This is a genomic window from Caballeronia sp. GAWG1-1, from assembly GCF_023631465.1.
Taxonomy (GTDB): Bacteria; Pseudomonadota; Gammaproteobacteria; order Burkholderiales; family Burkholderiaceae; genus Caballeronia.
On sequence record NZ_JALQDB010000025.1, the window covers coordinates 172,698 to 184,297 of the forward strand.

The window sequence follows — 11,600 nt, forward strand, 5'->3', positions numbered from 1 at the left end:
AGTCCGAAGTCCGACGCTGTTCGCAACGCAACATGACGCTTAGAAGCGCACTTTGAACACCATGCCGAACACTACCGATCTCTTCGACCAACAGCGCGCCGACTGGCAAGCGGACCCGCATGCTGCTTTCGATGCGTGGCTCGCGCAACAGCAGTTCCGGGCATCGTCGGCTGATGTCTATCGGGCGCAATGGGGCAACTTTCTTGAATGGCTCGCGGCCAGGCGCACAACGCTTCATACGGTGCAGCGACCGGTCATCGAGCAGTTCGTCTCTCAACTCGAGATTCGGCGGCCACAGCGCATGCGCTATCTACGCTTGATCGAACGCGTGCTGGATCACGTGCGCGAGATCGAATCGGCGTCGACGAATCCGGCTCGATTTATCGCGCAGGACGGCGAGGCGGCGTGGCGCAAGGCACGCGACAACGAGCCGACCGGCTTTCTCACGCATGACGAACGCGGCTTGCTGATCGCGCGACTCGATGCGCCGCTTGGCGCCTTGTCGAGTGTGCAGCGGTGGCGCGAGCTTCGCGATCGAGCGCTCGTCGCGGTGTTTCTAGGCGCAGGGGTGAAGACCGGTGAGGCGGCGCAACTCACTATCGATTGCTATGCGCGCGGCGCGCCGTATGTCACCGTCGACGCCTCGAATCCCATGCTGATCCGGCAGGCCCGGCTCGCGCCTTTTGCCGTCGATGTGCTGGATCGGTGGATCGACGAACGCAAGGTCGCCGGACTCTCGGGCGCGCTGCTCTTCCCGGCCGCGCCCGCCGGTCGGCCGATGCACAAAGCGACCATGCTGCGCGCCATCGATGCGGTGGTCGCAGCGGCGGGAATCGCCGAGTCACGCGCCGCGCGCGCGAGCCCGCAAACGCTGCGCAATACCTATGCGGCTGAACTTTTCGAGAACGGCACAGACCCTGAACGCGTTGGACAATGGCTCGGATTCCAGCAGATGATCTCGGTTCATCGCCTGCATCGGGCGTGGCAGGACTGGATGGGTGAGCAAATACGGGAGCGCGATATGGCCGAGGCTTGCGGGCAAGACGGGATGGAAGATCGGTTCATCGATCCCGAAAACTCTCACCTTTGACCTTCGATACCCGCGTGCGGGCTAATCAGCCTTCAATCGCGGGGCTTCGATGAATCTTTCGATTGCGGCCAGCTTCGACGCGGCGGCGCCCGAAGTGCGCTCGCAATTCGGACAAGAGAGCTCGAACTCGTCTTCGTGACGCTGCAGTTCTGGCTCGCCGATTTCGCAGGCCGGGCACGCGGTGGGGGTCACGAAATACGCATCGACCTGGGTGCCGAGCGCCGCCAACTCTTCGGGGTTCAGTCGGCCGTCCTGGGCCATCGACGCCAGCAGTTTGCCAATCTCGGCACTCATGCCCGCTCTGACGCGATGCGCGTCTCGCTCGCGAACCAGGGCATCGATCTCGTCCGACTGCGTGCGGACCTGCGATTCCAGCCGATCCGCGCGGCCCCTCGCGGCGCTAAGTTGTTGAATGAATTCGAATTCTTTCTGACCTGCTTCTCGCGTGCCGGCCTGATACGTCGCCGCCATGCCGCGTAACGCATCCAGTTCGACGAGCATGGGCTTGACCCGGCGCTCCGCTTCCTTGACTGCATCCTTGATCTGCTGCGCGTAGTGCTCGCTATTTCGACGCGATTCGTCCTGAAGCGCATCGATGCGTTCGCGCAGCCGCGCGCCATGCGCTTGCTCTTGCAAAAGACGATCGGAAAGGGACCCGTTTTCCTTTTCCAATCGCGCGATGACTTCACGCAGGCCTGTCTGCGCATCGATCTGCTGCTCACGGGCCACTCTCAAGTCGGCTTCAAGATTTGCGATTTGCGCCATCGCCGTGTCGAGATGCGCTTTTGCTTGCTGATGCGCTAGCTCGATCGCTTCCCTCCGGATTTCGGCCTCGCGCGCTTGCATTTGAGCCGCGCTGACAGTGGCATCGACTTGCGTGCGCTCGGCATTCAGCTTCGAGCGGGCTTCTTCTTGCGCATGTACGAATAGTTCCGTGAGCAGCTCGCCAGCGCGCTCCTGTAAGGCTGCAGGCAGCCCGCCGGCATCGATTCGTACGCGCATCGACGAGCGCACGGTGGACCAGAACGCTTCAATGTCTTTGGGAATGTCGCCAGCGCTACCCGTCTGCGTGAACTCTCGGACCGTCGTAACTGACGGACGAATGCCAAGATCGAAAAACAGGCGCTTACACGCGTGCATGGACAAGTCCTGCCTGCGTGCGCCTGACGCCCTCATCTGTTCTATTTCTTCGCGCAAGGACTCGCGAGTCGCCATTTTCATATCAAGTTCCAGCGCATTTGTATCGAACGGTACGTTTTACGTTTTGAGCGTTATACGGCAGCAGTTCCACTCGAGTCAAGAGTTGTCGATGTGCGGTGGCACCGACTGAGTACTACAAATCTTAGTGCTTTGAACATCAGAGCGTGAAACATCCTTAGCGTTTCTATCTATCATGTTGATATTCTTGAATAATTTCTGCTGCGACTGGTTTTTGTGAGGTTTCACGTCGTACAGAGCCGGGACGGATCGTTTTGTTTAGAGCCAGATGCTCGCGGGGCTCGTTTGAGAGTAATAAAAGTAAACACCTTTGAAACCTTGTTAACCCTGTTAACGCCTTGGCAAAGCCTTACTGCATAAGGCTTTCCAGGCCGTCGGGTGAGATGTTTCAGGATAGAAGGTGAACCTATTCGGGACAATCTGGTGATGTCCTTCAGGGCCGTACGTGAGGACTCGCGGGAGGCTTGGTGAGCGGATTCAGGGAGCCCGTTTTTGATGTAGGTGAGATTTTCCGGGGGCTTAGTGCCTCAGTTCTCCCGCCATGGTTGGATTGTGGTCGAAATCCTCGATCAACCGAGGTGAGCCTTATCGGGATTGGCCGATTTGTGTCCGTCACCGGCTAAAACGGGTCGATTTTACCGATAGGTGAGGTATTTCAGGCGCCAAAGTGTTCGTGCGGTGAGACTTTGCAGGACCAACGGCCATAAAACGAGCGAAATCGGATCCCGAAGCCTTGGAGGTGAGGTTTTACGGGGAGAGGTGAGGCCAGAGAGACCGCCACGCTTTGTGCAATGCTTCCCTTGAAGCGGGCCAAAATAGGAGAGGTGAGCTTTTACGGGGGCCTACTCGTGGCAAATCTAGCCTCATTCCCGCATTGGCTTGCTCGACGGAAAACACTTCCTTTGTCCTACTCCGAAATAGCGTGACATCGCTGAACTCGGTTGAAACACCTCATCTTCAGAATACCTCCTTTAAACAATGAGTTAGCACAAGCGCATGGGTTATGCCGGCGTTAGGGTGAGAGTATTCGGGACCTCGACGCGATAAGGCAGCGCTCAAGGAATATCTTCTAGGGTGAGAATATTCAGGACCGGTCATTCGTCACGTAAGCCTTTTCAGCCGTCTTCGGAGCCTTATAGGGGGAGTCCCCAGCAGACGTAGACCGCAAAGGTGAGCTTTCTCAGGAGCTTCAAGTGAGCCTTTGCAGGACCGAAACGCGCCCCGAATTTTCCTTCAAGGTGAGCCCTTTCGGGATGCCAACACGCATGAACCAAGACGGCGTCTAGAGACGGCTTTGCTCACGTTTGTCCTATATTCCGCTTAAGGTGAGGTATTACAGGAGCGTTTTGAAGTTCGTCGAATTAAGGAGATCCACATATGCCCTTTTTCTGTTGCTTTTGGCGACGATCGTCATCCCAAATGAACGCGTCGTGCGTGTGCGACACGCCATTTTTGGGGAAAATTTTTTTCGGTGAGATTTTTCGGGACCTGTGCCGCGATGCCGTGATGCCCCCTGGCGCTCGCCGCTCCTGTTTACCCGCGTGGTTTCTAGGGATGGCGCCTGACGCTCAAAGGTGAGTGGTGAGAGTTTACGGGACCGCACCGCAGTGAGCTTCCGTTTGTTCTCGTACTTCACCCCAAACGGTGAAGGCCACCCCGTAGACGTTGATCACCGCACTCGGTATGCTGCTGGCAATCCCGATACTGTCCGACGCATGGCAACCAAACGCGCAAAGAAAACCGATGTTGTCAGCCCGAGCTCGGCTGAGTTGCGCAAGGCGGTCGAAGCCATCGCGATTCAACCGAAGAGCGGCAAGATCACGCTGCTTACTCGCAAGCTCTTCAACGTTCTGCTCGCCGTGGCGCAGCAGGCGGACGAATCTGGCGACACCTACCGCGCGTTGCTGTCCGACATTGTCGCGAATTCCGCATTCGATTCAAACGATACAGCGCTGGTCAAGGAGCATCTGCGTCGCATGGTGTCGGTGCAGGTCGAGTGGAGCACGGGCACGTCGAGCCAGAAGCCCGGCCGCAAGTGGGGCATCTCGACGCTCATCGCCGACGCGGAAATTCTCGAGGACCCGACGACGCGCCGCGTATGGGTCGAATTTTCCTTCGCTCCAAAAATCAAAAAGAAGCTGCTCGATCCGGTGCAGTATGCGCGTCTGAGCCTGCAGTTCCAAAGCCAGTTGCGCAGCAGCGCGGGTCTTGCGCTTTATGAAATATGCGTGCGTTATCTGACCAACCCCAGCCATCTGACGATGCGCGAAACGTGGGAGTGGTGGCGGCCGATTCTATCCGGCACGCCAGATACCGAGGCCGGAGACGAGGCCAAGCGAGAGTACAAGTATTTCAAGCGCGACTATCTTCGTCCCGCAATCGCGGAAGTCAACGCCGTCACCAACATTTTCGTTGAACTGGTGGAACATCGAGAGGGTCGTCGCGTCGCCGAGATTCAGTTCCGCGTCACGGAGCGCAAGCAGCCGATGCTGGCGCTCGACGAACATCCGAACGTCTTCGACAGCACGCTGGTCGACAGGATGGTAAAGATCGGCATTCCGTTGAAAGAGGCGCAGACGCTGTACGCCGACAGCGAGGAAAATCGCATTCGGGCGGCGTTGCAGATGACCGAGCAACGGTTGCGCAGCACGACGCTTCCGCCTATCAGAAGCGCGGCAGCGCTGTTCAAGGACGCGCTCAAGAAGGGCTACGCGCCGCCGCTCGAAGCGCTACCGCCGGCAACGGCCAACGGCGCGCCGCGGTCGACAGCGGGATCGGCATCCGGCGCCGATGATCTCAAGGCACGCCTGCTTGGCGAGTTTTCGGCATATAGAAGGAAGGAAGCGCGTGCGCTCTACGACGAGCAAGGTGAGCGGGAACGGGAGCTGGCGCGGCAAAGTTTTGAAGACGACGTGTTGCCGGAACTCGGTACGCATATGCGCGACGATTGGCGTAAGCGCGGCCTCGATTCGAAGCTGGCGGAAACGTCATTTTTCGACTGGCTGGCTAGGAAGACGTGGGGCGAGCCGACCGATGGGGATTTGCTCGCCTTCACACTTAGCCAGACACGCGCTAACTGAACGCGTCTGGCAGAGGGCGGACGCTGTTATTTCTTCTCTTCATTGAACTGAAGCATGGTTTCGATCTGACGCAGCAGTTCATCTCGTCGATCCCGCGACAAACCGCGCAACCGCAACTCAAGGCGATCCTCGCCATATGACTTGAGATCGCCGACCGCGACGCCGTCCAGTTTAATCTCCATTCGTTGGGCATAGCGTTGCCGGCCGGGTGGCTTGGGCACTTCTTGTCCGCTTGCGCGTCCCTTCACGATATCCGCAACTTGTCGCGTGCTCAGATCATCCGACGTGATCTTGTTGATGAGGCGCAGCGTGGCATCGCTGCCACGCGCCGAGTGGTAGCGCGTGATTTGATAGGCCATGTTCGACCCGAATCGATCAGGCCGAGCGACCATTTCCTGCATGACGTTTTCAGGAAGCTTCGCAACCGATAGCGCGACTGCGATAGTAGATTCGTCTAGCCCAAGATGGTCGGCCAATTCTCGTTGGCTCTGGAAATGTTGCTCGTCCAGAAAGCGTCGCCAGACGACGGCATTATCGAAGACGGTTTGCGAATCCCGCTGAACGTTTAGATCGTAGCCAAGCTTGTAGCTTTGAATTCCAATAGGCAGGTCGACGACGATCGCTTTGACGGTTTCCTTGTTGGCTTCCTTGAGCGCACGGACGCGACGGCCACCGTCGCTTACGAAGAAGGTCCCAGCGTTATCGTAGTCGGGGATGACGTGGATGGCCTGCTGCTGTCCCTGCCTTGCAAGGTTGACGGCTAGCTCCGCGATTGATGCTTTCAGATAGAAATGGCGCGGATTAAACGGGCTTGCTTTGATCGCCTTTAGCGGCAACTCGATGACCTGCCCAGCCGTGTAGCGGTTCGCCCGTCGCCACGCGCGAAACTGCTCGGATTCGGTGCTGACCTCTGCGTCGGGCTGCTCGTCGGATACGAAGGCGCTTGCGCGTCCATTCGCGGCCTGTCCGACGCTTTGTATATCGACGATTCCATCGATGGCGTTCAGGCGATCTAGAGCGGTTCGCTTCTCGCTGCTTGTCGTGTCGGGGCGGGCCTTGAAGCCTTTTGCCAGTTGGGACGGTTTCATTCAGGGTCCTTTATGCGCATAAAGTCAGGAGAGCATGCCGAGGATTTCATCGGCGCACGCGCGAATCTCGGCAGCAGCGAGGCGCGAGCCGCGGTCGGACATTTGCAAAACGGTTTGTCCTAGCGCCATGGCCTGCTTGTAGCACTCTCGGGTTGGGATCTGCGTTTTTAGTAGCGGAAAGCCCAGTTCTTCAAGAGCGACCTTCAGCTCGCGCGTGAGCATCCGCTTCTCTTCCGTCTTGTTCAGCAGAAACACCGCGCGCAGATCTTCGTTCATCACCTGCGCTTGCTGAACCAGTTTGACGAGGCCGACGCTCGACCAATAATCGGCTGGCGATGATGAAGTCGGAATCACTGCCACGCTCGCGGCTAGCAGAACGACGCCTGACACCTTCTCTGTAATTGACGGCGGGCAATCCACCACGATGATGTCGTAGTCATTCACGAACTTCCTGATTTCACGATGGATTTGTCCGCCCGCTTCCGAAAGATTCACGACAGGAAAGGGGATGCCGTTCGCTTCGTCTGACGCAGCGCTCGACCAGTGGATTAACGTGTTTTGACCGTCTGCATCGACGACGAGCACGCGCTTCTTCTTTTCGTGAAAAGCTGCGCCCAGGTGCATTGCAATCGTGCTCTTGCCAACGCCGCCCTTCTGCTGCGTGATCGCTATGATTTCCGCCGCCACTTTAATGCTCCAGTTTTTGCAGGCGGTTGAATTTTACATTGAGGTTTAGTAATTTCAACTTTAATTCGACATTAAATGTGTCGTTAGCCATTTGGCATAGGGGTGAGCTTTAGTTGATATTGTGAAAGCGCGGACGTGGGCCTGATGGATGCAGTTTTAAATCAAACATCATGCTCGACAGCAAGAAGCTGAGACGTAAGACCAATATCTCCCCGTCACGGCTTTAGGCGTCTTGGAAATTGTTAAGCGGTGCCGCGCGGCCGGACCAGCTTTATGCGCATAAAGTCACGGCATCCCCGAAGCCCCGAAGCCCGAAGCCCGAAGCCCGAAGCCCGAAGCCCGAAGCCCGAAGCCCGAAGCCCGAAGCCCGAAGCCCGAAGCCCGAAGCCTCGCAGCCCACAGCCCACAGCCCACAGCCCACAGCCCACAGCCCACAGCCCACAGCCCACAGCCCACAGCCCACAGCCCACAGCCCACAGCCCGCAACGACACCGCACGCCGCACCCCGCACCCCCAAAATCGCCTATCCTAACCCTGCCTCAACCGCCAATCGCCGACCGAGTCTGGAGCTCCGTAATGACCGTTCGCAACCTGGACATCCTGTTCGCGCCGAAGTCAATCGCAGTGATCGGCGCATCGACGCGGCCGGGCAGCATCGGCGAAATGGTATGGGCCCGCGCCAACAGCGCTGGATTCAAAGGCCCAATCTGGCCAGTAAATCCAAAGCACCAAACCATAGGCGAACAGCCGAGCTTCGCCGACATAGCTCACCTCCCCGAAGCGCCGAGCGTTGCGGTGCTATGCACGCCCCCTAAAACCTGGCCTCAACTAGTTGAACAACTCGGAGACCGTGGGACCAAAGCTGTCGTCGTTATTGGAGAGGCAGCGAGACACCCCGCGAGAGCCGAATTCATCTCCAATGCAGAGTCCCACGAATGGACTGCCCGTACCCTTGCCACCGCGCGTCCCTTCCTACTGCGCGTGGTAGGACCAGGAAGTCTCGGCGTAGTGTCTCCCGCCGTCGGCGCATGCCTCGGGGCGCCAGCGTGCAGTGTCAAATCGGGCGGCGTCGCTTGGGTATCAGGCTCGAACGCGCTAACCAATGGCGTGCTCGGCTGGGCCCGCGCGCGGGGCCTCGGCTTCTCACGCATCGTCGCGTTGGGCGACGAAGCTGACGTCGATTCCGGCGATATCCTCGACTTCCTCGCCACCGACGCATCGACCAAAGCGATTCTTCTTGCAATCGAAACCGTCCGCGCCGCACGCAAATTTATCTCCGCCGCGCGCGCCGCCGCGAGGAATAAGCCGGTACTCGTTCTACGAACCGGACACGACGACCCATTCGATCGCCTATACGGTGCAGCCTTCCGCCGTGCCGGACTTGTACGCGTGGATTCGCTCGACGATCTGCTCGACGAAATCGAAACCCTGGGCGTAGGAAGCGTCGCAGCCGGCGACGTGGCAACCGTCATCACCAGCGATCGCGGCGTCGCCACTTTGGCAAGAGATGCGTTCAGCAAGGCCGGCGATGATCTGGCGCAATGGCCACTCGCCGCACGCGACGCCGTCTCGCTCGCGTTACCCCGAGCCGAATCCGGTAATCCCCTTTTGCTCGGCGACGATGCATCGCCCGCCGATTTCGGCATCGCGGTGGAAACGCTGGCTCCGCATCGCGACACCGGCACCATCTTCGTCGTACACGCGCCGACGCATAGCGCGCCCGTCGCGGACGTCGCTCGCACATTGATCGCCGCGCGCCGCCAGGCTCATCGCGGATTGCTCGCGTGTTTCTTCGGTTGCGTGGATGCCGCCACCCGCGACGCACTCCACGCAAATGGCATCCCGGTTCACACTACCCCGCAGCGGCTCGCACGTGGCTTTGCACGCCTCGTCGATTTTCGTCAGGGACGCGAATTGTTGATGCAAACACCCGACGGACTTCCAACGGAAATTCCAGAAGAAATCGATATTGCGCAAAAGGAAATTCGAATCGCGTTGGAGAACGGCATTGCGGAATTGAATGGTGAACGTGCGGCGCGCATCCTCGCCCGCTTCGGCATCACGGTGAAGCCGGGACCGCCCGATTCCTTTTCCGCCGATGCAGTCGAGATACAGGCGCGCCTGCTCAACCATCGCGTCTTTGGACCGGTGTTCGAATTCAAGGCCGAAGGCGCGCTCGGACTTGCCGATGCGCTTCATGAATTTGCGCTGCCTCCGCTCAACCCTGTCCTTGCGCGCGATCTCGTCATGCGTTCGCCGCGCTCGCGCGAGTTGCCCACCGACATGCTGTTGAACGCGCTGACCGCGCTGTCGCAAATGGTTTGTTATATAGAGGAGATCGTCGCACTGCGGCTGACGTTGCGTGTCACGCGCGATTCGGTTGCGGTGCACGAGCCGCAACTGACCTTAGGCGCGCACCGCAAGCAACTAGCAATCGTGCCGTATCCGCGATGCATGGATGAGACGCTCGACTGGCGCGGCATGCGTATTACCGTGCGGCCCATTCGTCCCGAGGATGAAGATGCGCATCGCGCGTTCGTATCGGCGAACACGGCCGAAGATTTGCGCTTGCGCTTTTTCGGTGCCGTGCGCAGTTTCGATCATTCGCAACTCGCGCGGATGACCCAGATCGACTACGACCGCGAAATGGCGTTGATCGTGACGCGGAGCATTGCGGAGGGCGCCACGGAAACGCTGGGCGTCGCACGCGCCATTTCCGATCCGGACAACGAGACTGCGGAGTTTGCCGTCGCCGCGCGCTCGGACATGAAAGGGAAGGGCTTGGGCTCGCTGCTGCTCACGCGAATCATCGACTATGCGCGAGAGCGCGGGACACGCTGGCTGGTGGGCGAGGCTTTGCGCGAGAACACGGGGATGATCGCGCTCGCGCGCAAAGCCGGTTTCGAATTGATCAGAACCGAAGATCCGAGCGTCGTTGGTTTTCGGATGCGGCTTGGTGAAAAATCGACCTAGCCGGCCGTTCGCAATTGGCCGGCCAATCGCCCGGACGCCTCGTCGATCTGCGCTCTCGTTATCGCCAACTCTTCGAGCAAAGCATCGGGATACGAACTTCCCGTTTCCTTTTCGAGTCTCGCGATTGTCAGCGCCGAGCGCGCCGAGTCTTTCGGCGTCGCGATGAACGACTTCACGGAATGTCCCGCCGAGAATGCTTCGAAGAGCGGTACACGAATCTCTTCCGGCAGCGCACGCGAAGTCCATTGATAAGGCTTGCCGTTATGCGTCAGTTGCGGCGGCAGTGTGCGTTCCTTCTTCGCGGCCGGAATAAGGCCGAAATTGCGCGCCGCTTCCGCGATCTGCTCGGCGGAAAAAAGCTCGTCCGGCGTGATGTCGAACTGTGCGATATGCGCTTCGAGCGCTTGCATTGCAGCGGCGCGATCGTCGCGCTTCTTCTGTGCGCGCGCGACGATATCGCGCAATTCGTCGGCCTCGTCAGGCGTGATCGTAAAGCTCGCCTGTTTCTGTTGAAGTTCGGAAAAACGCTGGAATTCTGAATCGGAAAGGAGTTTTGCCATGAACCGTGAAGATAGAGCGCGGCGTGCGCGTGAACCGGCTGCCGCTTTTTAGGAGGGCCGCCATTCTAACGCGTGTATCAGCCGTGATTCAGTCTCGCGTCATCGAAAGCTCGCTCGCGGCGCCTCGCAAAAGCGCCGTCACTTCTTCGATGGAAGGTGCGACGTATTCGTCGATACGCCGCATGAAAGGGCAGGTCAGCGCCGCGATGGCTTGGCCCGATGGCCCAAGCAACGGAAAAGTCACATCGGTGACGCCGAAGGTCTGTTGGCTGTCCTTTTGTGAATAGCCGAGCTCGCCGATCTTTTCGTAGTCGGCATCGAGCACCGCGCGATCGAGCGCCAGTTCGCCTTTCACCTTTGTATGTTCCGCCAGCATGTGCTCGCGCTGCTCCTCGGTTTGAAACGCGAGCACCACGCGACCGGAGCCGGTGTCGATAAGGCCGACGCGTGACCCCAGCCGGACCGAAATTCCCCACGTGCCGGGACCGTCCACTTGCGCGATCACCAGCAGGTTGCCGCGATCGTAGACGACCAGATGAACCGACTGCTCGGCGGCATCGGCAAAACGTTGCATCACGGGCAGAGCCTCGGCAATCAGCCGGTTCATCGGCGGATGCCGGTGCGCAAGCGCGTACAACTTCAGGCTCAGCGAATAACGGTCGCCCTCGGGCGAGCGCACGACGTATTGTCGCGCGACCAGCCGTTCTAGCATCCGATACATCTCGCTTGCATTGCGCCCGAGCATCTTCGTGATCTCGGCGCGCGTCAGTCCCGATTTCTGTTCCGAGAGTAGTTCGAGAATGTCGAGTCCCTTGTCGAGCGCGGGCGCGCGATAGCGATCCGCGTCGCCATCGGTGTCGGTTACTTCAACGTCCATGTTGGGTATGCGTTGATTCATGAATTG

The 11,600-nt window shown here is 59.1% G+C and carries 8 protein-coding genes; 3 read left to right on the plus strand and 5 right to left on the minus strand.

Features of this window, described 5'->3' with window-relative positions:
• Positions 1–61: 61 nt before the first annotated feature.
• Positions 62–1,090 (plus strand): tyrosine-type recombinase/integrase, encoded by a 1,029-nt coding sequence (locus tag NCT03_RS15250; protein ID WP_250466365.1) that lies wholly within the window; start codon positions 62–64, stop codon positions 1,088–1,090.
• Between the two features lie 21 nt (positions 1,091–1,111).
• Here NCT03_RS15250 and NCT03_RS15255 read toward each other — a convergent pair whose 3' ends face one another.
• On the minus strand, positions 1,112–2,311 hold the full coding sequence (locus NCT03_RS15255; RefSeq protein WP_250493023.1) for a DNA-binding protein: 1,200 nt from the start codon (positions 2,309–2,311) through the stop codon (positions 1,112–1,114).
• Between the two features lie 1,712 nt (positions 2,312–4,023).
• Here NCT03_RS15255 and NCT03_RS15260 point away from each other — a divergent pair.
• Entirely contained in the window at positions 4,024–5,388 is a 1,365-nt protein-coding gene (locus tag NCT03_RS15260) for a replication initiation protein (RefSeq protein ID WP_244828994.1), read from the plus strand.
• A 26-nt stretch (positions 5,389–5,414) separates the two neighbouring features.
• On the opposite strand, the gene NCT03_RS15265 is transcribed toward NCT03_RS15260, so the two are convergent.
• On the minus strand, positions 5,415–6,476 hold the full coding sequence (locus NCT03_RS15265; protein ID WP_250493024.1) for a ParB/RepB/Spo0J family partition protein: 1,062 nt from the start codon (positions 6,474–6,476) through the stop codon (positions 5,415–5,417).
• Between the two features lie 24 nt (positions 6,477–6,500).
• On the minus strand, positions 6,501–7,163 hold the full coding sequence (parA, locus tag NCT03_RS15270) for a ParA family partition ATPase (protein WP_250493025.1): 663 nt from the start codon (positions 7,161–7,163) through the stop codon (positions 6,501–6,503).
• A gap of 576 nt (positions 7,164–7,739) precedes the next feature.
• Here parA and NCT03_RS15275 point away from each other — a divergent pair.
• A complete protein-coding gene (locus NCT03_RS15275; protein WP_250493095.1) occupies positions 7,740–10,136 on the plus strand; it encodes a bifunctional acetate--CoA ligase family protein/GNAT family N-acetyltransferase in 2,397 nt (798 codons plus the stop codon).
• Here the strand turns inward: NCT03_RS15275 and NCT03_RS15280 are convergent.
• Both NCT03_RS15280 and NCT03_RS15285 read right to left on the minus strand, forming a co-directional pair.
• Positions 10,133–10,696 (minus strand): hypothetical protein, encoded by a 564-nt coding sequence (locus tag NCT03_RS15280; RefSeq protein ID WP_250493026.1) that lies wholly within the window; start codon positions 10,694–10,696, stop codon positions 10,133–10,135. The genes NCT03_RS15275 and NCT03_RS15280 overlap by 4 nt on opposite strands.
• Positions 10,697–10,784: 88 nt before the next feature.
• Complete coding sequence (locus NCT03_RS15285) at positions 10,785–11,573, minus strand: IclR family transcriptional regulator (RefSeq protein ID WP_250509754.1); 789 nt, start codon at positions 11,571–11,573, stop codon at positions 10,785–10,787.
• Positions 11,574–11,600 lie beyond the last annotated feature (27 nt).